Origin of the sequence: Ralstonia soli, from assembly GCF_023955655.1 — a bacterium.
Taxonomy (GTDB): domain Bacteria; phylum Pseudomonadota; class Gammaproteobacteria; order Burkholderiales; family Burkholderiaceae; genus Ralstonia; species Ralstonia soli.
On record NZ_JAMXHT010000003.1, the window covers coordinates 556,729 to 578,089 of the forward strand.

Sequence of the window (21,361 nt, forward strand, 5' to 3'; positions counted from 1 at the left end):
CCCCGCATGGAAGGCATGCCCATGGACATCGAAAAATCCCGGTTCAACATGATCGAGCAGCAAATTCGTCCGTGGGACGTGCTCGATACCGACGTGCTCGACCTGCTGACGGTCGTCAAGCGCGAGCACTACGTGCCGGAGGCCTACCGCGCGCTGGCCTTCGTCGACATGGAAATCCCGCTGGCCGGCGGCCAGAACATGCTGGCGCCCCGCGTGGAAGCCCGCGTGCTGCAGGAGCTGGCCGTGCGCAAGCACGAAGACGTGCTGGAAATCGGCGCGGGCTCCGGCTACATGGCCGCCCTGCTGGCCCATCGCGGCCGCCAGGTCACCACGCTGGACATCGTGCCGGAGCTGATCGCCTTCGCACGCGACAACCTCACACGCAACGGCGTGACCAACGTCGACGTGGTCGAGGCCAGCGGCGCCAACGGCTGGGGCGATGGCCTGTACGACGTGATCTGCGTATCGGGTTCGGTGCCGGCCGTGCCGGAAGCGCTGCTCAAGCAGCTCAAGGTGGGTGGTCGCCTGTCGGTCTTCGTGGGCGGTGCGCCAGTCATAGAAGCGCAGCTCATCACGCGCATCTCCAACACCGAGTACCAGACGCGCAACCTGTTCGAGACCTACGTCACGCCGCTGGTGGGCATTCCCGTCCCGTCGCAATTCCGCTTCTGAGCGTTTGATCCACCCCGCCGGCTCATCCCCAATCATCATGCAACAGCTCGCTCCCACCGCCCTCGCTCAATGGCTCGCCGACGCATCGCGCGCGAAGCCCGTCCTGCTCGACGTGCGCTGGGCGGAGGAAGTGGAAATCTGCGCCATTCCGGGCATCACGCACATCCCGATGGATCAGATCCCGGCACGTGCCAGCGAGCTCAATGCTGACCAAGACATCGTCTGCATCTGCCACCACGGCGGACGCAGCGCGCAGGTTGCGCAGTTTCTGATTCAACGCGCCGGCTTTGATCCCGAGCGCGTCTACAACCTGCAAGGCGGCGTCCATGCCTGGGCCAACCAGGTGGACCCGCAGATGGCGACGTACTGATTGGGGAAGCCGCCGCCGGACGCACGCAGCTCACGCTCCTACGGGCGGTGAGCTGTCTCTGACGCGTCCGCGCTGCCTTCCGAACGCGAACGTTTTCCTCCTCGCTCGGGGGCTTTATGACTGTTGCTCGCAGTAGCCGCACGCGGATGGCCGCGCGCGGTTCGCTTGTTGTGCTGTGCTGCTCGTTACTGCCGATGTTCGCGTGGGCCCACGCCCAGCCGGGCACGCCGGCAGCGACGGACCTCCTCTCCGCCTACCGCGCCGCGCTGGCCAACGATCCGCAATTCGCGTCGGCCCGCGCGCAGTCGCTCGCGCAGCGCGAGAAGCTCACGCAAGGCCGCGCCGGCCTGCTGCCGCAGATTGGTGGTGCCTGGAGCTCGACGCGCGTCATCTTCGATCAGAAGGCCCCGGCCGAATTCAACAAGACGTTCTCGTCGACGGGCTGGACGCTGTCGCTCTCGCAGCCGCTGTTCCGCTGGGACCGCTGGGAAACCTACAAGCAGGGCGAGATTGCCGCGCAGGCCGCCGAGGCCGCGCTCGCGCAAGCGCAGCTCGATCTCATCACGCGTACGGCGCAGGCCTACTTTGATGTGCTCAACGCGCAGGACACGCTGCAGCTCGCCACGGCGCAGCGCGATGCGATCCAGCAGCAGTACGAGCAAGCACGCCGCAACTTCGACGTCGGCAACGCCAACATCACCGACGCGAACGATGCGCAGGCCCGGCGCGATGCCATTGAAGCGAGCGTCATCGCCGCGCGCAGCGACCTCGAGGTCAAGCAATCGGCGCTCAAGCAGATCATTGGGGAGCCGGTGGCCACGCTGGCTGGCGTGCGCACCGGCGTGACCATTCCGCAGCCCGAACCGGCTGCGGCAGAACCCTGGGTCGACCAGGCGCGCAGCAGCAACCTGCAAGTCGCGCTTGCTCAGTACAACCTGCAAAGTGCTGAGCGTGATGTGAAAAAGGCCACCGCCGGCCATCTGCCCTCGGTCGATCTGGTCGCGCAGACGGGCCATACGAACGCCAGCGGCAATCAGTACCTGCCGTCGCTGCCGGGCGGTGCGCGCTTTGACAGCTCGCAGATTGGCGTGCAGGTGTCGATCCCGATCTTCGCGGGTGGTGCGATCCAATCCCGCGTGCGCGAGTACATCGCGCTCGAAACCAAGGCCGCAAGCGATCTCGAATTCGCCCGCCGCTCTGCCGAGCAAGGTGCGCGGCAAGCGTACATCGGCGTGATTGCGGGATTGGCGCAGGTGAAAGCGCTGGAAGCGGCCGAGCTGTCGGCGCGTACGGCGTACGACTCCAACCAGCTCGCCTACGGTGTGGGTGTGCGCATCGGCACGGACGTGCTCAATGCGCAGGCGCAGCTCTTTCAGGCGCGGCGCGATCTGGCACGCGCGCGTTACGACACCATCGTCAACGGGCTGCGGCTGAAGTCCGCCGCGGGCTCGCTCTCCGAGGCGGATGTGATCCAGGTGAACACGCTGCTGACCGCCAACGGCTCAAGCGACATCACTGCACTGCCGCCGAGCGCCGTGAAGCCCGCATCGACCAAACCCGCAGCCAAATCCGCCAAGCGCTGATCAGTGTGTCTGGCCGCGCGGTGGCAGTGGCCGTTCCGCAAACTGCAGCAATGCGCCGCTCGTCGTCTTCCAGATGACCTGGCGGCCTTGCTTGCCGCTGGACGAGGGCTGCATGCCCACCGTGGCCAGCGGCGACTTGAGCGCTTCCAAGAACGCGGTCTCCAGCTCCATGCGCGGCGGATCGCACGCCATGCGGGTAGACGCGAGGTTGCCGAAGCGCATGCCCGAGGCTAGCTTCTCGTATGGCCCGGAAAAGCGGTTGCAGCCCGAGTAACCCGACACCACACCATTGGCCGCTTCCAGGCCAGCGCTGAACTCGATCGAGATCGGCTGCGCAGCCGGATCGGCCTCATCACCTTCTGCTGAAGGCAATTCCTTGGGCGCGGCGCCAGGCTCTTGCCAGCGCACCAGCACGAAGCGCGAGCGGCCCTCGCCCTGCGCTTGCGTCAACGTCGCCTGGCCGGGGTTGGGCGCGGCGCTGGCCGGCGTCGGTTTGGTTTCCGCCGCCGGGGCCGATGCGGAAGCCGCCGGCGCAGATGCAGCGGCAACGGTGGCGGCAGCCGGCTTGGACGAAGCCTGCGGGGTCATGCAGCCGGCCCCGATGATGGTAGCGGCGGTGAGCGCGGCCAGCGCTGCCGCCGTCAGCACCACGCGGCGCGGCGTCTGCAGCAATTTCGGCTTGGGACGATTCGTTTGGGACATGAACGTGTCGTGAACAATGACGGAATGCAAACTGCGTGAAGAGCCGTTAGTCTGCCCGGCGCGTCATGAGTTCGCACTTTTCGTGCCGGAGGTGTACCGCGTTACAGCGTTGGCAATACCAGGGACGCCACGGCCTCTACGGTGCGCGCTGTCGCTCCACCGTGTGTGGCGGCAAAGGCCAGCGCGGCGCGCGATGCGGTCTCGCGCGCATCGGCGTCGGAGAGCAATGTGTCGATCACACGCATCGCCGCATTTGCGTCTTGCACTTGCATGCAGGCGCCTACGGCCACTGCATCGCGCGTCGCCTGCGCAAAGTTGAACGTGTGCGGGCCGATGACTACCGGCGTGCCGACCGCACACGCCTCGATCAGGTTCTGGCCACCCAACGGAAGCAAGCTGCCGCCGATGAATGCGACCTCGGCGGCGGCGTAATACAGCGCCATCTCGCCCATCGAGTCCCCGAGCAGGACATCCGCATCGGCAAGACCAGCGGTATCCGACACCCCTGCCGCAGACACGGACAGCACACTGCGACGCATGACACGCAGGCCGGCACGCTCGGCCATTTGAGCCACTTCATCAAAGCGCTGAGGATGACGCGGCACGAGAATCAGCAGCGCATGCCGGCGCCCGACATGCTGCGCACGATGCGCCAGCCACGCGTCGAATAGCAGCGCTTCCTCGCCCTCCCGCGTGCTGGCGGCCACCCAGGCCGACCGCCCATGCAGCGCATCGTGCAACACGCGGCCGGCCATGATCTGGTCGACATGCGGCGTGATGTCGAACTTCAGGTTGCCGGTCACGCGCACGCGCGGCACGCCGAGCGAGCGGTAGCGATCGGCATCATCGGGCGTCTGCGCCAGCACGGACGCCAGTTGCGCATACGTCTGCCGAGCGGCCTCGCCCAAGCGCGCCGTGCGGCGGTGGCTGCGTGCGGACAGGCGACCGTTGACGAGCACCACCGGCACGCCAGCCGCGTAGGCACGCTCGATCAGCACCGGCCAGATCTCGGTTTCCATCAACAGGCCGAGACGCGGCTGGAAGTGGCGCAGGAACCGGTCAACGGCACTGGGCAGGTCATACGGTAGATAGGCCTGGATGACGCGGCCGTTGCGCTGTGCCGCGAACTCGGCGCCCGTGCGGCGGCCCGTCGGCGTCATGTGCGTCAGCAGGACAGCGTGGTGCGGAAAGCGCGCGAGCAGCGCATCGATAAGCGGCTGCGCGGCGCGTGTCTCGCCCACGGACACCGCATGCACCCACAGCAATGGGCGATCCGGATTCGGGCGCGGCGGATAAAAGCCGAGCCGCTCGCCGACGTGCTGGCGATAACCGGGCTCCTTGCGGCCGCGCCACCACAGGCGCAGCAGTGCGAATGGCAGCGCGATGCGCCACAACCAGCGATACAGAACCCGCAGCATCAGAGCACACCCAGCGCGCGCAGCGCATCGAGCGCCTGCGCGCTGGTTGGATGGGCTTCGGCACTGCCGAGATCGTGCACGTTGGGCGTCCAGTAGCCGCCCGTGCGCCACGACGTGGTGAAGTTGTAGAGCGCCACCGTCGGCTTGCACAGGGCCGCGGCAATGTGTACGAGACCGGTATCCACACCCACCACCGCCGTCGCCTGATCAAGAAAGGCCGTCACATCCGGTAGCGACATGCGCGGCGGAATCACCACGCGCCCCACCGTGCCCGGAACCGCAGCCACGATGGCCTCGCGAATGGCCTCACTGGTGCGTCGTTCGGCCTCGCTGCCCCACGGCAGCGCGAGGGCGTAATCGCGTGCCAACAATGCGCGCGCAACGTCCACCCACGCATCCTGCGGCCAGCCCTTGTCGGCGCGCGAGGTGGCGTGCACTAGCGCCACATACGGGCGTGGCAGCGTGAACGGCAACTCGGCTGGCGGCTGCAGACCGAAATTGATGGTGTCAGGCAACGTGTAGCCCAGCGCTTCTGCCGCCATGCGGCGCGAACGCTCGACCACATGTACGCGCGGCTCCATCTCGATCTTGCGTTGATAAAACAGCCTGGCGAGCGGCTCGTAGCCGGCGCCATCCGTGCGATTACCCAGACCGGCTACAAAGCCGTTCGGCGCCAACCTGGCCTGCGCGGCGATCAGCGCGGTCTTGATGAGCCCCTGCGTGTCGAGCACCGCGTCGTACGGCTTGGCACGAAGCGCGCGGCGGAACGCTGCCATCTCGCTCCACGTCTTGCCGGTGCCGAGCGACTTGCGCCAGCGCCGCAGCGCAAACGGAATCACACCCTGCACGCCACGCACGATGCGCACGATGCCGGCAAAGCCTTCCTCAACCACCCAATCGATCTCGGCATCCGGATAGGCGCGCAGGATATCGGCCACAACCGGCGTGCAATGCACCACATCGCCAAGCGACGATACCTTGACGATCAGCACACGCATGCCGTCACCCTTTCCCCCAACCTCATGAGTGCGAACCGTGCGATCAGAATGGCAGCTGCGCGTCCGGCTTCTCGGCCAGGATCACGCGGCGGAACTCGCCCTGGATGCGCGCCATGGCGGCATCGTTATCGGCTTCGAAACGCATCACCACCACCGGCGTGGTGTTGGACGGGCGCGCCAGGCCAAAGCCGTCTTCGTATTCCACACGCACGCCATCGATGCGATTGACTTCCTTCGCGCCAGCAAACGACGCGTTGGCCTTGATCTTGTCGAGCAACTCGAAGGCTTCGCCCTCGGCGCACTTCAGTTGCAGCTCAGGCGTGCAGTTCGAGTTCGGCAGCGCGTTGAGCGTGGCGCTCGGATCCGCCAGACGCGAGACAATCTCCAGCAGACGCGCGCCCGTGTACAGGCCGTCATCAAAACCGTACCAGCGGTCCTTGAAGAAGATGTGGCCGCTCATCTCGCCGGCCAGCGGCGCGCCGGTTTCCTTCAGCTTCGCCTTGACCAGCGAATGGCCGGTCTTCCACATCGTGGCCTTGCCGCCATGCTCGCGGATAAACGGCGCCAGCTTGCCCGTGCATTTCACGTCGAAGATGATCTCGCCGCCCGGGTTGCGCGACAGCACTTCCTGCGCGAACAGCATCAGTTGGCGGTCGGGGAAGATCACCTGGCCATCCTTCGTGACCACGCCGAGGCGGTCGCCATCGCCATCGAAGGCGAGGCCGAGTTCGCAATCGGTCGTCTGCAGCGTGCGCACGAGATCCTGCAGGTTCTCGACGTGCGCAGGGTCCGGATGGTGGTTCGGGAAGTGGCCGTCCACCTCGCAGAACAGCTCCGTCACCTCGCAGCCCATCGCACGGAAAAGCTCTGGCGCAAACGCACCGGCTACACCGTTACCGCAATCCACGGCAATCTTCATCGGGCGGCTCAGCTTGACGTCCGACACGATGCGGTCGATGTACTGTTGGCGGATGTCCACCTGGACGTAGTCGCCAGCGCCTTCGGTGAAGTCGCGCTGCTCGATGCGGGTGCGCAGCGCTTGAATTTGCTCGCCATAGATGGCCTGGCCCGCCAGGACCATCTTGAAGCCGTTGTAGTCCGGCGGGTTGTGGCTGCCCGTCACCATCACACCTGAGGTGGCGCGGCGGCCGGCCAGCTCGATGTTCGTGCCGAAGTAGACCATCGGCGTGGCCACGAGGCCCAGGTCGATCACATCGACGCCGCTGGCGCGCAGGCCGTCTGCCAGAGCAGCCAGCAACTCGGGGCCCGACAAGCGGCCGTCGCGGCCGATCACCACGGCGGATTCGCCCTTGGCGCGCGCTGCGGAACCGAAGGCACGGCCGATGAGGCGTGCGATGTCAGCGTCGACGGTTTTTCCGACGATGCCGCGGATGTCGTAGGCTTTGAAGATGGTGGGGTTGATGCTGCTCATGGAACGATCCGTGAGAATGTCGAATGGGCATCATTGTAAACGGTCAATACCGCCACATCAGGGCGATACGCATTGCCCCATCGCCAGCCGCGTCTAATGCGGACACCAAGTCATATAATGACGGGCTGACTCCGACACGGGCTGAAGCGAAAAGCCTCGCTCGTTTGTCGGTTTTGAAAGCTCCAATCTGACCGTGTCCGCGCCCTCGCCCCTTCCCCTCATCGCTTATGTGATTACCAACTCGGAAGTCGGTGGAGCGCAAGCGCATGTCGCAGACCTGCTGAAAGGACTGCGTGGCCGCGTTGATGCAGTGGTGCTTGCCGGGGGCGATGGCCCTCTTTTCGCCAATGCACACGCCTGCGGCGCCAAAACCGTACGGTTAGGGTTGTTGGACAACGCGCTCTCGCCATGGCGAGCATTGGCTGCATTCAAGCAGCTTGTCAGGGCGCTCCGCGCCGTCAGACCTGACCTGATTCATGCCCATAGCGCCAAGGCTGGCGCACTAGGCAGACTGGCCGGTTGGCTGCTTGGCATTCCTGTCGTCTACACAGTTCACGGCTTTGCCTTCAAAGAGGCGGCTCCGGCACGCCAACGGATCATTGCACGCACGATGGAATGGCTGTTGGCGCCGTTGACCGCACGCATGATCTGCGTTGCGGAAGCGGAACGTGAGATTGCGGAAACACTGCCGATTCCGCGGCCTCGTATTCGGGTAATCCATAACGGCATTGCGGATAGCAGCAACCTTGCCACTCCCCGCGCACCTGTGCGCCGTATCGTCATGGTGGCCCGCTTGGCAGCTCCCAAACGCGCCGATACGCTCATCCGGGCCTTTGCGCGGGCGGCGCTACCGGATTGCGAACTGATTCTTGCCGGCGATGGGCCACAATCGACCGCACTGCGAACCCTCGCCGATACGCTGGCGCCAGGACGCATCCGCTTCTACGGCGTCGTCACCCATATCCCGGCTTTGCTGGCATCAGCGCAGATCTTTGCGCTGGTATCAGACCATGAGGGCTTCCCATTGTCTGTGCTGGAAGCCATGCGCGCAGGCATGCCTATCGTTGCCAGTGATCTTCCCGGTATTCGCGAGCAGCTCGCGGATGGTGACTGCGGAGTGCTCATACCAGGCAACGACGAACAGCTCTGGGTTTCGATATTGACTGAACTGGCCGCCAACCAAGAACAGCGAGAAAACCTGGGAAATAAGGCACGAGCCCGCTGGAAACAACATTTTGGCGTCGCACCGATGGCCGATGCCACACTGCTCGTTTATCGACAAGTCTTGGCGGCCAGGCCGCAGACACATCGTCGAGAGCACTCTGCAAAGCAGGCAACAGATGAATAAAGGCACCAGCGCCGGACAACCCGCCCGGCCATTCCCTGCGCAAGGATCAGAGACCGTTCGGCGAGCCAGCCGCATGCTGGCTTGGGCATTTTTCGGGCTTGCGCTCTTTGGGCTCAATGTTGCGCTGGCGGAACTTGCACGTCGGGCAGGCTGGGTCACGCACGTTTTCACCGCCACGCTGTTATGGGCCATCCCCGCGTACCTGACAGCCTTCTTGTTGCTGCATCGTTCGCTCCACCTCCCCGCCCTGGAGGGCAACAGTCTCGTCGGGGTCGCAACTACGCTGCCTTTCGTGGCATTGCTCTTCGCGTTTGCTGCTTTCCACCTCGAATATTCGCGCGGTGCGTTGCTGCTTGCATACGTCACGACGCTGATGTGGATCTGGTTCGGCTATCAACGCTACGTGCGAAACTATGTCCCGGTGTTTGGTTACACCGATGCCGCAGCATTGAGGCAACTAGAACAAATGCTCGCCATGCCCGGTGCAGCGCCGGCCGGCCCAACGCGCCTGCGCGCCATTAGCTCGCTCGCCGAGGCCGTACATTGCGACGGCCTGATGCTGGACCGCAACGCCACCGCCGACCCGGAGCGCACGCGTGCCTTGGCCCAGTTCAAGCTCAGTCACGTACGCATGTACTCGGTGGAACGCGTTGGCGAGATGCTGACCGGTCGCGTCGCACTGGCCCATATCGACGAGAATTTCTTCGACGATCACGCCGCCCACTACTTCTATCGTTTCTCTAAACGCCTAATCGACATCGCGGCGGTGCTGTGCCTGGCGCCCCTGGCTCTACCGTTGGGCCTCGTCGTGGCCTTGATCATCCGGATTGAAACGTCGGGACCCGCATTGTTCCGTCAGGAGCGCATCGGCCTATATGGCAAGCCGTTCACCATGCTGAAGTTCCGCAGCATGGGCTTCGATGCCAGTGCGCCCGCCCAATTCGCCGCGAAGCGGGATCCGCGTGTAACGCGTGTGGGGCGTGTTATCCGCAAATATCGGCTCGACGAGATTCCGCAGTTGTGGAACGTGCTGATGGGCCATATGAGCCTGATTGGCCCACGCCCGGAGCAAGCGCCGATGGTGGAGGAATTTGAGCAAACCATCCCCTACTACCCGTACCGTCATCTGCTGCGGCCCGGCCTGTCGGGTTGGGCTCAGGTCCAGCAAGGCTATGTGGGCACACACGAGGAAACCGTCACCAAGCTCAGCTATGACCTCTACTACGTCAAACACTGCTCCCTCGCCCTTGACCTGCTGATTGCGGTCAAAACGTTACGGACCCTACTGACCGGATACGGGGCACGGTGAGCATGCCGAGTGGTCCTACATCGCCCGCACCCATGCGCATTCTGCTGCTGACGACGGGCCTCAAGCTGGGTGGCGCCGAACAGCAAGTCGCCGCGCTGGCGCGGCAATTTTCGGCGCTGGGACACGCAGTGGCAGTCGCCAGCCTTGCACAAGGACAGGATGTGGCGCTCCACGAATCGGTCACTGTCGTGCAGCTGGCGATGCGCAAGACACCCCAATCGATGGCACGGGCTCTTTGGCGGCTACGAGCCTTCATCCGTCAGTGGCAACCGGACATCATTCACGCGCACATGATTCACGCCAACCTGTTTGGCCGCATGCTTGGCGCAATCAGCAGCGCAGCGCCACCGGTCATCTGCACCGCACACAGTGCACGGGAAGGCGGCCGTCTGCGCATGTTGGCCTATCGGCTGACCGACCGCTGGAGCCAGCTCACCACGCACGTCAGCCCCGAGGGTCGGCAAGCCATGATCGCGGCGCGGGCAGTCCCGGCATCACGGATAACGATCATGCCCAATGGCATCGACACGGCGCAGTTTCGTCCGGATGTTGACCAGAGGCTGCGCACTAGGGCAGCGCTCGGATTGCAAGAGAGCACACGCCTCTTGATCAACGTCGGGCGCTTAGTCAAGGAAAAAGCGCAAGGCACCCTGATTGACGCATTTGCTCGATTGACGCCCGATCTGGACGCACGCCTGCTTATCGTCGGCGAGGGCCTGCTACGAGGGTCGCTCGAACAACGCATCCGAGACCACCAACTGACGAAGCGAGTTCATCTGATTGGAGCCCGTCAAGATATTCCCACCCTCCTGAACGCAGCCGATCTATTCGTATTGTCTTCTGACATTGAAGGCATGCCGCTTGCACTCGGAGAGGCGCTCGCTTGCGAATTGCCGGTGGTCGCCACCGATGCCGCCGGGGTGGCTGAGCTATTGGGCGAGTGCGGCGAAATCGTGCCACGAGGCGATCCCGCAGCGCTCGCGGCCGCCATGCGCCGCGCGCTTGATGCTGGCCATGGCGACGCCAACGCGCAAGCTGCACGACGCGCGCGCATTGTCTCGAACTTCAGTCTGGAGGCCGTCGCTCTCCAGTGGCTGGATTGCTACGCCCGCCTTATCACGGCTAAACACACGGGCTCCGCGGAGGCCGTGAGATGAAGCAGTTCAAGGTCGCCAGCAATCTGGCGTGGATGCTTGCTGAGCGCGGCCTGCAGATCGGTGCCGGCATTGGCGTGGTCGCCATGCTGGCGCGCGGCCTCGGGCCAGAAGGGTTCGCACATTTCCAGTATGCCCAGGCGGTCATCTATGTGGCGGCATCCGTTGCGTTGCTCTGCAGTGCGGAGGTCGTCATCCCCCGGTTGGTGGCGAACCCGGAGCCCATCGCACAACATCGACTGTTGATCCATGCATTCGGCCTACGGTTTGCTGCCGGCGTGCTTGGTTATCTGCTGATGTGCATGTTCCTGGTTGTTACGCGGCAGTCGATCGACTTTTGGCTACCCGCCCTCATCCTGGGCATCGCGATCCTGCTGCGCGAACCGTTCGGCATTGTCACTGCCTGGATGCAAGCGCATACCCGGACCCGTTCGAACACACTGTTCAATGTCGCGTCTCTTACGGTCAAGGTGGGCGGGGTGGCCATCCTGTTTGCGCTTGGCATGCGCAGTGTGCCGGCTTACGCAGCGGTGTTCTCAGTGGAGTCCATCACGCTGGCTGCATTGCTTGCCGCCTTCTATCTCGCCCGCGCACCACGCGAGCGTGCGGTGCACGACCCACAACTCACGCGCGAGCTGCTTTCCAGCGGTGCGCTCTTCTGGGTCAGCTTCATGTGCATGATGGCCTCGCGCCGCGTCGACCAACTGCTGCTCAAGCCGTTCGTCCCATTGGCTGATCTTGGCGCCTATGCCGCTTCGATGCAGATTCTCGACAACTTTGTGATGCTAGCCACCATTCTTTCGGCCGGGCTGGCACCGGTCTATGTCTACGCCAAACCCACTTTGAAACAAGTCCGCCAGAACGTACTTCGGATCGCCGGCGGCATGGCGGCCATCGGTGTCATCGGCGGTGTGCTGATCGCACTCAGCGCGCACTGGGTTGTCCACCTTCTCTACGGCTCGGCGTTCGCGCGCGCCGTCAACCTGCTGCAACTTGCTGCCCTCGCATCGGCGCTCGTGTTTGCCGATGTTGCGCTCACGCTTCTGCCTATCCATTTGCGGCAGCCGCGTCTGGTCGCCATCAAATGGGGGGCGGCGCTCGTTGCCACGTTGATCGTTGATGCCGTGGCAATTCCGCGCATGGGCACCTATGGGGCCATTCTGGGCTACGCGACGGCCAACCTGCTTTCCGTTCTGTTCGGGATGGCTGTCTGGATGCGCTATCGCAACGATGAACCGGCAGCTCAGAGAGTCGGCGCATGACGCAGGCAAAACCCAGGTTGTGCTTTGTCACCGGCACGCTCAATGCCCTGGCGGGCGCCGAGCGCATGACGGCCACGATCGCCAATGCGCTGGCAGAGCAAGGCTATACCGTCACTATTCTCAGTTTGTGGGATCCGGCCAGTTGCTTTGCGCTGAACCCAGCCATCCGGCACGAGACACTCTTTGTGCAGTGTCCATCCTTCAAGCGCGCCTATATGGCAACCGTGGCGGGCATCCGGCGGCATCTCAAAAAGCATCGTATCGACATCCTGGTGCAAGTCGACACGATGCTCTCGCTCTTTGCGTTACCCGCGGCGCTGGGGCTCGGCGTGCGGCACATTGCATGGGAACACTGTCACTTTGACGAAGACCTGGGTCGACGCGCACGCCGATGGGCCCGACGCCTTGCCGCGCGCTACTGTACGCACGTCGTTGTACTCACCGAGCGCGACCGCAAGCGATGGCTGGAAGCCTTAAGTCCCCGCAGTTCGGTCGTCTACATTCCCAATCCGCTGCCCTTCGCGCTGCCTGCACAGCCCGCACCCCGAACCACCAAGACGGTACTGGCAGTCGGACGGTTGGTGCATACCAAAGGGTTCGACGTCTTGTTGAACGCGTGGGCGCTCGTCACCCAACGCATGCCCGACTGGGAACTGATAATCGTAGGCGAAGGCGAGGAACGGCACGTGCTGGAGGCACTGCGCGACCGACTCGGTCTAGGCACCAATGTCATGCTGCCAGGCGCCCTCTCAGACATCACGAAAGCCTACGAGCAAGCTTCGATCTTCTGCCTGTCCTCACGCTATGAGGGCTTTGGATTGGTGCTGATCGAAGCCATGGCGTTTGGCTTGCCGATCGTCTCAACGGCTTGCGAAACCGGCCCGCGTGAATTGCTGGTGGACAAGCGCGATGCCATCATGGTCGCCATTGATGACCATTTGGCACTTGCCAACGCCCTGCTTGATCTGATTTCAAACCGTGCCGAGGCAGACAAATTAGCGCGTGCCGCCGGCGAAAAGGCCAAGCTATTCTCCAGGGAGCGGATTGTCCAAGCGTGGGGCGCACTGCTGCGCTGACATGAACCGCGGCTACTGAAAGATCCGCCCCCCACGAAATGGGGTAGTGAGTATCGGCTTATACGCAACTCTCGGCGCTACCGCCGCCGCGTAAGGCCCGCAAGGTCTTTGCCGCGACATGAACCTCCTTGAGTCCGAGCCCGATGGCTTTGGCGCCGGGCTCGCCATCGCCCTTACGGCCAAGGAAGCCGCCCAGGCGCGCGATCAAGCGCAGCACTTCGTTGAGCTTGGGCTTGGGTGGCTGCAAGACATCTGCGAGCAAATACGCGCCGCGAATCTCTTCGGCGTCGAAGAATAGCGAGACATCCAGATCGGGACAGGTTCGACCCATGCGCATCAGGTGAGCGATACGCCAGGCCACCGCCAGGAACAGTGCCGATGCACCCCAAGATCATGATGGCCGCCGAGGATTATTACGCACGCAAGGAACTGGCGCCGATCATCGATCGCCTCGCGCACGCCTGCGAGCGCAACGACCACGATGCGATCGTGACGATATGAAGGAGTGCGTATCGGGATTCCGCGTGGTGACCGAAATCCAGGACCACTTGTATGGTTGGCCGTCGGGGGTCATTGGCGGCCCTGATCGCCCGACGGTAGTTCATTGATAGCGACCGCAGACCGAAGCCACGCATGGGTTACCATTACCGGTTTCTCATTTCGGCCGGGTGCGGCGAATACGCCTCGAAGGCGCATTTGCGTCAAACAGCTTCTCGACCAAATTCGACATGAATAGCCTGATATTGCCTGTGGTACTGTCTGGCGGCGCCGGAACGCGGCTCTGGCCACTGTCCCGCAAGTCCCTGCCGAAGCAGTTCGTTCCGCTGGTTCCCTCCAGCGGCGGAGTGCAGAATAAGGACAATCACCGGGTGACCCATGGTCATCGTATCGGACAGTCCTTCCAGCCGCTCCGGGACGTGTTTGCCCCAGCGCTCGGCCGCTAAGGGGACGAGTGGCTGTGGCAATTCTAAGCACGTTCAGGAAGTACCTGTTTCGCGATCTGATCTGGAGCATTCTGGCCGCTGTTTCGATGCAGGGGTCGGTACTGCTCTCCGGCATGCTGGCAGCACGCGTGCTCGGTCTCTCAGTCTTCGGCAAGTACGCACTACTGGTCACGACCGTGACAACCGCTGCCGCGATTGCACAAAGCGGCGCAGGTTCGGTCGTCGCGAAGTTCGTGGCCGAATACCGTGTGTCCGAGCCGCATCGTATCGGTACCGTGCTCTGGTTTTGCCAGCGCATTACCGTCGTCATGGGGCTCATTGCCGTCGCCGTGTTGCTGTTTGGCGCGCCGGTATTCGCGACCTCGGTGTTCAAGCAGCCCGATCTCGAACCGGTGATCCGGCTCGTCGCGCCCGCCATCTTCTTTCAGGTGATGGTGACGTATCAGCAGGGCGCCTTGCAGGGGTTTGCCGCCTTCAAAACCTTGGGGCGAATCAGCACGGTGTCCGGCCTCGTGTTTCTGGTGCTCCCCCCGCTGGGCGCGAAGCTCGGCGGCCTGGACGGTGCGGCGCTCGGTTTTGTGGTGGCCAGTCTCGCGCGTTCGGTGTTCTTCTACATCGCGGTTCGGGTGACCACGCGCGACATGCTGTCGGGCGTTTCGCAGATGGTGCGCCGTGACGACATCGGGCGCGTGTTGCACTTCCTCGTTCCGGCAGGTCTGGCGAGCGTTGTGACACTGCCGTGCATCTGGCTGGTCAGCGTGTTCTTGGCACGCGCGCCGAATGGCCTTGAAATGGTAGCCATCTTCTCCGTGGCAACGCAATTGCGCATGGCGACGCTCCAGTTGCCCACGCTGCTTAACAGCGTAACGCTTTCTGTGATGAATGCGCTGTTCGGGCAACGCTCGTCGCGCGAATTCCGTAACGTGTTTCGTACCACGCTGATTGCCAACGGCGCGTTCCTGGCCCTGGCGATCCCTGTCCTGGTCGCCTGCTCGTCGCTGATTCTTGGCCTGTACGGCCACCGGTTTGCCGATGGGCGCCGAACACTCATTCTGCTGCTCGTCTCCGTGATCCCCGAGATTCTCGCGGCCACGGTGTACCACGTTATCAATACGTTCGGGCGCATGTGGTTGTCGTTGTTCTTCATCATCACACCCGTGAACGTGTCGTACACGCTGATCGCTGCCTGGCTGATCCCGACGATGGGCGTGGAGGGCGCAGCGCTTGCCTACGTTGTGGCGCAGGTTCTGTACCTGATTGCGACGATCATCGTAGCGAGACTCGCGGCGCGCGATCACGCCTTGAAGGAGCGTCATCCGGGAGGCGCGGCAAACGGATGACTTCAGACATCTTCGATATGAAACGGAACGCTACCGCGAAGCGGGTGCTGCATCTGATCCCGTCATTCGGATCGGGAGGCGCCGAGCGGCAACTCTCCCTCCTGGCGCCGGAACTCGCACGCCAGGGGGTGGAATGCCACGTCGGGTACTTCGCCGAGGGGCCGAACCTCGATCGTTTGCGCAATCAGCCGGGGGTCACACTGCACCGGCTGGCGGCCAGCAGCACGCATGATCCGGCGATGTTTCTCCGTGTCCTGCGGCTCATCAGAAACGTGCGTCCTCAACTCGTTCAGACCTGGGTCATCCAGATGGATGTCGTTGGCGGCGCCATGGCGTATTCGGCGGGGGTGCCGCACATCCTCAGCGAGCGCTCCGCTGCACAGTTGTACCAACACGGGTGGAAGTCTCGTGCACGCGCATGGCTCGGCCGTCGCGCGGCGGCGGTCATCGCCAACTCGCAAGGCGGCATCGATTACTGGCACGACGTGCTTGGCGACACCGTGCCGACCTACGTGATTCGCAACTGCGTGACGCCCACGGTGCCGGGACTGGCCTGGGCCGGGTCGGGACGCTCTCCGGAGGCGGGCGCACGCGTGTTGTTCGCGGGCCGCCTGAGTGAGGAGAAAAACGTCGATCAGTTGGTCGAGGCCTTGATTCGTGTCGTTGCCGCCCGGCCCGGCCTGACGGTCGACATGTTCGGCGAAGGGCCGTTGAGGGAGCGTTTGCAGGCGCGCATCGACGCGGCGGGCGCCGGCGAGCGCATCGTCATGCACGGCTTCACCTCGAATCTTGCGGGGGAGATGGCGCGTGCGGACATCACCATTTCCGTGAGCAGTTTCGAAGGCAATCCCAACGTTGTACTCGAAGCGGCGGCGATCGGGTGTCCGCTCGTCATCTCGGAGATTCCGGCGCATCGCGAGTTTCTCGGCGACGACGACGCGTGGTACGTCAATCAGACCGACGTGGCGAGCATCGAGGCCGGCCTAACGGCGGCCCTGAACGATCCCGCCCGCAGCGCAGCCAAGGCGGCGAGCGCCTCGTCCAGGCTCAAGGGGGCCAGTGTCGAAGCGCTGGCGGCACACTACCGGGCTGCTTACGAGGAAGTGCTGACGGCGCGACATGCGGGGCGACGCGGCAACGCATACGCCAATGAACGACCCACAGAATAACGATCGTATGCGGCTACTGGTAGTCACGTCCGGAAGGGATGGACGTCGGCACGGTGATCATGTCGGGATTGCGCCGCGAACCGGTGCTGGATGCGATGCGTGCAGTGACGGAGAATTTCGACCCCGACGTGCGCGGCACGCTGGCCGTGCCGGATTACGAGAACCCGTTCGTCTCGACGCAAGTGCTTCGGGTGGTGTTGAGCTACATCGACTACATCAATCGCACGGTCTGGCACAAGGCGTGGCGCCGGAGGCGAAGAAGCGATCGCCGGGCTGCGACCGTTTCGAAGTTTCCGCCGGGTGAGCCTGATCAGCGATTGGCCAACCAGGCCTGGAACATCAGCACATTCCAAAGATACGGGCTGCGATCGTAGTTGCCCGACAGATGTTGTTGCCAGGTGCGTTCAACCTTGGCGGCATCCAGATAGCCTTGCGAGCGCAATTGCGACGGGTCGAGCAACGCTTCGGCCCACTCGCGCAACGGTCCACGCAGCCACTCTCCCAATGGAATCGAGAAGCCGGTTTTCGGTCGGTCGATCAACTCGCGCGGCACATAACGGTCGAGCACGCGTCGGAGCACCCATTTGCCGACGCCGTCACGCTGAAGTACGCGATTCGGCATAGCCAACGCGAGTTCCGCGATGTGATGGTCGAGCAAAGGGGCCCGGGATTCAAGGCTCGCACTCATGGCGGCACGGTCGACCTTGACCAACAGATCGTCCGGCAGATATTGGTGCAGATCCCAGCGACGCATCGCATGCTGCCAGTTCGGCGACGATTCCCAGACATCCAGCGGCGGCGCGTCGACATTTGAGGACGCCCCCAGCACCAGGCCGTCTTCCGGCTGCCATTGCGACATCAGGCGCGGGTACAGCTCGCCGATAGACGGCGACGTGATTAGGCCGGCAAGGCGGTGCAGCCTTCGGCCGTTGACCTGTTGACGCAGGCTCTGCGGGGCGAGGCGCAGCATGGTGTCCCACCCCCCGGGCGACGGTGTGCGAAGGGCGCATGCGGCGAGCCGACGGAGTACCGCCGGCTGACCGTCGATTCGATCCCACAGGCGCGACGTGATGTCATAGCGCGGATAGCCGGAAAACATTTCATCGCCGCCGTCGCCTGAAAGGGCCACCGTAACGTGCTTGCGGGTGAGATGAGAGACAAGCGTCGTAGGGATCTGCGACGAATCCGCGAACGGTTCGTCGTAAATCTGCGGCAGCGACGGGATCAGATCGGATGCCTGCTTGGCCGTGATGTAGAGCTCGGTATGCGACGTGCCGAGATGCTTGGCGACGGCCGCCGCATACGGTGCTTCGTTGAACGCTTCTTCGTGAAAGCCGATGGTGAAGGTGCGCACCGGCTGCGACGATTGCGCCTGCATCAGCGCGACGACGGTGCTCGAATCCACGCCACCCGAGAGGAAGGCGCCCAGCGGTACGTCCGACAGCATTTGCCCGGCGACCACGTTCTTGAGCTGATCGTGCAACCGGTCGATCAGTGCAGCATCGCTTTCATCGGCCAGAGAGCGGCGCAGTTCTGCCTGTTCGGGCGTATCGAGCGACCAGTACGCCTCAGGGACCGCGTCGCGATCGTTGGCCGTACGGAAGACGATGCGATGACCGGCGGGCAGCTTCCACACATTTTTAAAAATGCTTCGCGGCGCCGGAATGTAGGCAAATCGCATCATGGCGTCGAGCGCGTCGCGGTCGATTTCCAGCGGACGGTCGGCGCCGGCTTCGAGGGCCTTGAGTTCGGAGGCGAAGAGGAGCTTGTCGCCGACCCAGCCGTAGTACAGCGGCTTCTCGCCGATGCGGTCGCGGGCCAGCGTGAGGGTGCGATCCTGGCGATCCCACAGGGCGATGGCGAACATGCCGGTCGCCTTCTTCAGGGTCGCTTCGACCCCCCAGGCTTCGAAGCCGGCGAGAAGAATCTCGGTGTCGGAGTGACCGCGCCAGGCCGGCGCCTTGCCCTCGCGCTCGAGGGCTTCGCGAAGCGCCGGGAAATTGTAGACCTCACCGTTGTACGCGATAACGAAGCGGCCGCTCGCCGAGGTCATCGGCTGATGGCCGTGTTCGGAGAGATCCACGATGGCAAGGCGTCGATGACCGAACGCGACGCCATTCTCCGCATCTGCCCATGAACCGCCGTCGTCGGGCCCGCGATGCAGAATTTTCGCAGCCATGCGTTCAGCGACAGGAATCAGCGAGCCCATCGAGCGCCAATAGGCGATTCCGGCAATGCCACACATATTCAGTTTCCTTGAATCACGTTCCGGGGACGCGATCGGCGAGCGCCGTCCGCCGGTCTTGAACGGCGATTGCGCCGCAGGCCGCGGCACGCCACCCGCATTTTAGGTGCTTAAGATCTCTTTCCAGGTCGCCTGTGCGGTCTTCGACCACGCGAAATCCAGACTGCGCGCAGCGGCACGGTCGGCCAGTGCCCCGGCCAATGCCGAATCCTGTGCCATCCGGGTAATCGCAGCAGCGATACTGCCAGGATCGTCCGGCGCGAAGTAAAGCGCGGCGTCGGCGGCAAACTCGGGCATGGGTTCGATATCCGATGTCAGCGTCGGACGGCCGGCGCCGAGGGCTTCGAGCAGAATGTTCGGGCAATTCTCGCACGACGACGCAAAAAGGATCATCTCGGAATTGCAATAGGCGCCGGGCAGGCTCCCGTACTCGACACCGCCGACCACGCGGACCCGGTCGGTCAGGCCGCGCTCGCAGATTTCGCGTTCGACGAGTTCTGTCTGGGGCGAGAGCGGCTCGCCCACCAGAATCAGGCGATATTCGTTTCGCAGCGCCTCGGGCAACTGCGCATAACCCTGGACGACCTCGAGGTGATGCTTATAGGGCTCGAAGCGCGACACATAGAGAATGCACTTGCCGTCCGGCAGGTAGGCTGGCCTCGGCAGATCGGTGCCCGCCGTCTTGAAGATTTCGGGCACGCCGTGCGGAATCGTCACGCCACGCGAAATGGGGATCAGCGCCTCGACGACACCCCGGGCGAAATGCGAGATGAAGATAACGAGATCCGCACCGCGCATGCTTCGCAGCATCGCTCCTTTCAGCAGCAGGGTTCGCAAGCGCAGCAGTCCCCACGGAATGACCTTGACAGCCTCCGGGTCGAACGGCTGCATGTTACGGAACATCGTGACGGTACGGCATCCGGCTGGAACGCTTGTGTTGACCAGCCCGCCCGGGCAGAACAGAAGATCGACGCCTTCGCGCTTCAGAATGCCCGGCAGCGTCAGTCGTTCCCATACGAGGCGGCGCAACGGGTTGTTGGCCGCTGCGTCGAGATTTCGACGCTTGATGCGAGGATCGGGCGGCAGATCAAGCGAAGATGGTGCGTATATCAGCAGCTGTAGCGACGGATCATCCGGCAGATTTCGCAACAGGTTAATCAGATAGGTTTTCCCTCCGCCGACCCGGGCGGAGAGCGCATTGATCAGTATTTTCATACGCGAGTGCGAGATGATCGTGACATGGCGATGCCGCGATCAGCTTTGCGCGCGCCGCGCGAGGGACATGTACCACGAACAGGCGATTTCGAGCCCGGCCGCCACGCGGTGCGTCGGCGCGTAGCCGAGCAGCGATTTCACCTTGCTGATGTCGGCTTGCGAGTGCCGCACGTCGCCCGCGCGGAAGTCGCGGTACGTCGGCGTAGCGTTGGCCACTTCGGGCAATTCGCGTGCGATCAGCGTACGAATGTTGGCGAAGAGTTCGTTGAGCGTCGTGCGATCGCCGAGCGCCACGTTGTACACCTGATTCGCAGCTTCCGCGCTCTCGGGGAGCGACGCGAGGATGTTCGCCTGAACGACGTTCTCGACAAAACAGAAATCGCGGCTGGTCTCACCGTCGCCGTTGATGAACACGGTCTCGCCGTTGAGTAGGGCGTCGAACCACTTGGGAATGACGGCAGCATAGGCGCCCTTCGGATCCTGGCGCGGTCCGAACACGTTGAAATACCGCAGACCAACGCTATTGAATCCGTAGCAACGCGCGAAGACGTCAGCGTACAGCTCGTTCACGTATTTCGTGACGGCGTACGGCGAGAGCGGCTTGCCGATACGGTCTTCCACTTTGGGCAGGCCGGGGTGATCGCCGTAGGTCGAGCTCGACGCGGCGTAAACGAAACTCGCCACGCCAGCGTCGCGCGCGGCGACCAGCATGTTCAGAAAACCGGACAGGTTGGTGTCGTTCGTGCGAATCGGGTTCTCGATCGAGCGGGGAACGCTGCCGAGCGCGGCTTCATGCAGCACGTGCTGTACGCCGGCCGTGGCCCGCTGACACGTTTCAAGGTCGCAGATGTCGCCTTCGATGAACGAGAAGCGCTGCCACTGTTCCGGGCTGACAAACGACTTGACCAGATCGAGGTTGGCACGGTGACCGGTGGCGAAGTTATCAAGCCCGACCACTTCCTGGTCGAGCTTGAGCAGCGTTTCAAGCAGGTTGGAGCCGATAAAGCCCGCAACACCGGTAATCAGCCACTTACGGGGTGCCTGTTGCAGCGATCGTTGGACGTCAAGATACCGCGTCACTTTACTTTCCTTGGAGTTGCCGGCCGATGGAATGGCTGGGGCAG

The 21,361-nt window shown here is 63.5% G+C and carries 19 protein-coding genes and 2 pseudogenes; 13 read left to right on the forward strand and 8 right to left on the reverse strand.

What is annotated here, in order from left to right; translation table 11 throughout:
- Positions 1-21 precede the first annotated feature (21 nt).
- The 3 genes from NG900_RS09685 to NG900_RS09695 all read left to right on the forward strand — a co-directional run bounded on the left by NG900_RS09685 (position 22) and on the right by NG900_RS09695 (position 2,625).
- Positions 22-672: a protein-L-isoaspartate O-methyltransferase family protein gene (locus NG900_RS09685; protein ID WP_252679668.1), complete on the forward strand. Its 651-nt coding sequence runs from the start codon at positions 22-24 to the stop codon at positions 670-672.
- A gap of 37 nt (positions 673-709) precedes the next feature.
- Positions 710-1,042 (forward strand): rhodanese-like domain-containing protein, encoded by a 333-nt coding sequence (locus NG900_RS09690; protein ID WP_252679669.1) that lies wholly within the window; start codon positions 710-712, stop codon positions 1,040-1,042.
- A gap of 116 nt (positions 1,043-1,158) precedes the next feature.
- The gene (locus NG900_RS09695) at positions 1,159-2,625 is read left to right on the forward strand and encodes a TolC family outer membrane protein (protein WP_476655365.1); all 1,467 of its coding nucleotides are present in this window, start codon (positions 1,159-1,161) and stop codon (positions 2,623-2,625) included.
- Here the strand turns inward: NG900_RS09695 and NG900_RS09700 are convergent, their stop codons facing one another.
- From NG900_RS09700 to NG900_RS09715, 4 genes are all read right to left on the reverse strand, one after another.
- Complete coding sequence (locus NG900_RS09700) at positions 2,626-3,327, reverse strand: META domain-containing protein (protein WP_252679671.1); 702 nt, start codon at positions 3,325-3,327, stop codon at positions 2,626-2,628. It lies immediately after the preceding gene.
- Positions 3,328-3,428: 101 nt separating this feature from the next.
- Positions 3,429-4,745 (reverse strand): lipid IV(A) 3-deoxy-D-manno-octulosonic acid transferase, encoded by a 1,317-nt coding sequence (gene waaA, locus NG900_RS09705; RefSeq protein ID WP_252679673.1) that lies wholly within the window; start codon positions 4,743-4,745, stop codon positions 3,429-3,431.
- Complete coding sequence (gene waaC, locus NG900_RS09710) at positions 4,745-5,743, reverse strand: lipopolysaccharide heptosyltransferase I (protein WP_252679676.1); 999 nt, start codon at positions 5,741-5,743, stop codon at positions 4,745-4,747. Before waaC ends, waaA begins: the two co-directional genes overlap by 1 nt.
- 43 nt (positions 5,744-5,786) lie before the next feature.
- Complete coding sequence (locus NG900_RS09715) at positions 5,787-7,175, reverse strand: phosphomannomutase/phosphoglucomutase (RefSeq protein WP_252679678.1); 1,389 nt, start codon at positions 7,173-7,175, stop codon at positions 5,787-5,789.
- Between the two features lie 187 nt (positions 7,176-7,362).
- Here NG900_RS09715 and NG900_RS09720 point away from each other — a divergent pair, with 187 nt between their 5' ends.
- From NG900_RS09720 to NG900_RS09740, 5 genes are read left to right on the forward strand one after another with little or no spacing between them, the layout of a single operon-like run.
- The gene (locus NG900_RS09720) at positions 7,363-8,523 is read left to right on the forward strand and encodes a glycosyltransferase family 4 protein (RefSeq protein ID WP_289813748.1); all 1,161 of its coding nucleotides are present in this window, start codon (positions 7,363-7,365) and stop codon (positions 8,521-8,523) included.
- The gene (locus tag NG900_RS09725; RefSeq protein WP_252679682.1) at positions 8,516-9,832 is read left to right on the forward strand and encodes an exopolysaccharide biosynthesis polyprenyl glycosylphosphotransferase; all 1,317 of its coding nucleotides are present in this window, start codon (positions 8,516-8,518) and stop codon (positions 9,830-9,832) included. The genes NG900_RS09720 and NG900_RS09725 overlap by 8 nt, the downstream gene beginning before the upstream one ends.
- A gap of 32 nt (positions 9,833-9,864) precedes the next feature.
- The gene (locus NG900_RS09730; protein ID WP_252679684.1) at positions 9,865-10,989 is read left to right on the forward strand and encodes a glycosyltransferase; all 1,125 of its coding nucleotides are present in this window, start codon (positions 9,865-9,867) and stop codon (positions 10,987-10,989) included.
- Positions 10,986-12,248 carry a lipopolysaccharide biosynthesis protein gene (locus tag NG900_RS09735; protein WP_252679685.1) on the forward strand — a complete coding sequence of 421 codons (1,263 nt, stop codon included), beginning with the start codon at positions 10,986-10,988 and terminating at the stop codon, positions 12,246-12,248. The genes NG900_RS09730 and NG900_RS09735 overlap by 4 nt, the downstream gene beginning before the upstream one ends.
- The gene (locus NG900_RS09740; protein WP_252679686.1) at positions 12,245-13,324 is read left to right on the forward strand and encodes a glycosyltransferase family 4 protein; all 1,080 of its coding nucleotides are present in this window, start codon (positions 12,245-12,247) and stop codon (positions 13,322-13,324) included. The genes NG900_RS09735 and NG900_RS09740 overlap by 4 nt, the downstream gene beginning before the upstream one ends.
- A 58-nt stretch (positions 13,325-13,382) precedes the next feature.
- On the opposite strand, the pseudogene NG900_RS09745 reads toward NG900_RS09740, so the two are convergent.
- A pseudogene (locus NG900_RS09745) lies at positions 13,383-13,706 on the reverse strand (IS4 family transposase); the annotation flags it as partial.
- On the opposite strand from NG900_RS09745, the gene NG900_RS26605 reads away from it, so the two are divergent.
- From NG900_RS26605 to NG900_RS09765, 5 genes and pseudogenes are all read left to right on the forward strand, one after another.
- Positions 13,703-13,825 carry a hypothetical protein gene (locus tag NG900_RS26605; RefSeq protein WP_289813724.1) on the forward strand — a complete coding sequence of 41 codons (123 nt, stop codon included), beginning with the start codon at positions 13,703-13,705 and terminating at the stop codon, positions 13,823-13,825. The pseudogene NG900_RS09745 and the gene NG900_RS26605 sit on opposite strands and share 4 nt — an antisense overlap.
- Positions 13,826-14,052: 227 nt before the next feature.
- Positions 14,053-14,154 (forward strand): annotated as a pseudogene (locus NG900_RS09750) (sugar phosphate nucleotidyltransferase); the annotation flags it as partial.
- Positions 14,155-14,282: 128 nt separating this feature from the next.
- Positions 14,283-15,608, forward strand: coding sequence for an oligosaccharide flippase family protein (locus NG900_RS09755; protein ID WP_252679687.1), 1,326 nt, complete (start codon positions 14,283-14,285; stop codon positions 15,606-15,608).
- Positions 15,605-16,777: a glycosyltransferase gene (locus NG900_RS09760; protein WP_252679688.1), complete on the forward strand. Its 1,173-nt coding sequence runs from the start codon at positions 15,605-15,607 to the stop codon at positions 16,775-16,777. Before NG900_RS09755 ends, NG900_RS09760 begins: the two co-directional genes overlap by 4 nt.
- 38 nt (positions 16,778-16,815) lie before the next feature.
- Positions 16,816-17,151, forward strand: a complete 336-nt coding sequence (locus NG900_RS09765) for a hypothetical protein (protein ID WP_252679689.1) — start codon at positions 16,816-16,818, stop codon at positions 17,149-17,151.
- Here the strand turns inward: NG900_RS09765 and asnB are convergent.
- The 3 genes from asnB to NG900_RS09780 all read right to left on the reverse strand — a co-directional run bounded on the left by asnB (position 17,088) and on the right by NG900_RS09780 (position 21,317).
- Entirely contained in the window at positions 17,088-19,022 is a 1,935-nt protein-coding gene (gene asnB, locus NG900_RS09770) for an asparagine synthase (glutamine-hydrolyzing) (RefSeq protein WP_252679690.1), read from the reverse strand. The two genes, NG900_RS09765 and asnB, sit on opposite strands and share 64 nt — an antisense overlap.
- A 102-nt stretch (positions 19,023-19,124) precedes the next feature.
- Positions 19,125-20,237, reverse strand: a complete 1,113-nt coding sequence (locus tag NG900_RS09775) for a glycosyltransferase family 4 protein (protein WP_252679691.1) — start codon at positions 20,235-20,237, stop codon at positions 19,125-19,127.
- Between the two features lie 39 nt (positions 20,238-20,276).
- The gene (locus tag NG900_RS09780) at positions 20,277-21,317 is read right to left on the reverse strand and encodes an NAD-dependent epimerase/dehydratase family protein (RefSeq protein WP_252679693.1); all 1,041 of its coding nucleotides are present in this window, start codon (positions 21,315-21,317) and stop codon (positions 20,277-20,279) included.
- Positions 21,318-21,361: the final 44 nt, after the last annotated feature.